The sequence below is a fragment of the Pseudoalteromonas sp. CO109Y genome, assembly GCF_004208935.1.
In the GTDB taxonomy this organism is placed as follows: domain Bacteria; phylum Pseudomonadota; class Gammaproteobacteria; order Enterobacterales; family Alteromonadaceae; genus Pseudoalteromonas; species Pseudoalteromonas shioyasakiensis.
In genome coordinates this window covers 1-301 of the sequence record NZ_SGPD01000058.1, presented here as the reverse complement: position 1 = coordinate 301, position 301 = coordinate 1, and the positions used below count along the sequence as shown (strand labels likewise).

The 301-nt window shown below is 35.2% G+C and carries 1 rRNA gene; it reads left to right on the top strand.

The annotated features are described in order from the left end of the window. Positions 1 to 197: 197 nt before the first annotated feature. Positions 198 to 301, top strand: a 23S ribosomal RNA gene (locus EXT43_RS20520); the annotation flags it as partial.

The window sequence follows — 301 nt, the reverse complement described above, 5'->3', positions numbered from 1 at the left end:
TGCTCTTTAAAAATTTGGAAAGCTGATATTAAAATTCTTATAGATATTCGTATCTATAAAGAGTTTTCAAAAGTAAAAAATATGCCATTAATCGAAAGATTAATTGGTATCTACTTTAGTATTCTCATCATTATTTGATGAATTAACTTCTGGCGAAGTTAACAGCTGTCACTAACAAAGACCCGTTTGGGTTGTATGGTTAAGTGACTAAGCGTACACGGTGGATGCCTTGGCAGTTGGAGGCGATGAAGGACGTATTAACTTGCGATAAGCCTAGTCAAGCTAGTAAAAAGCGCTTGAG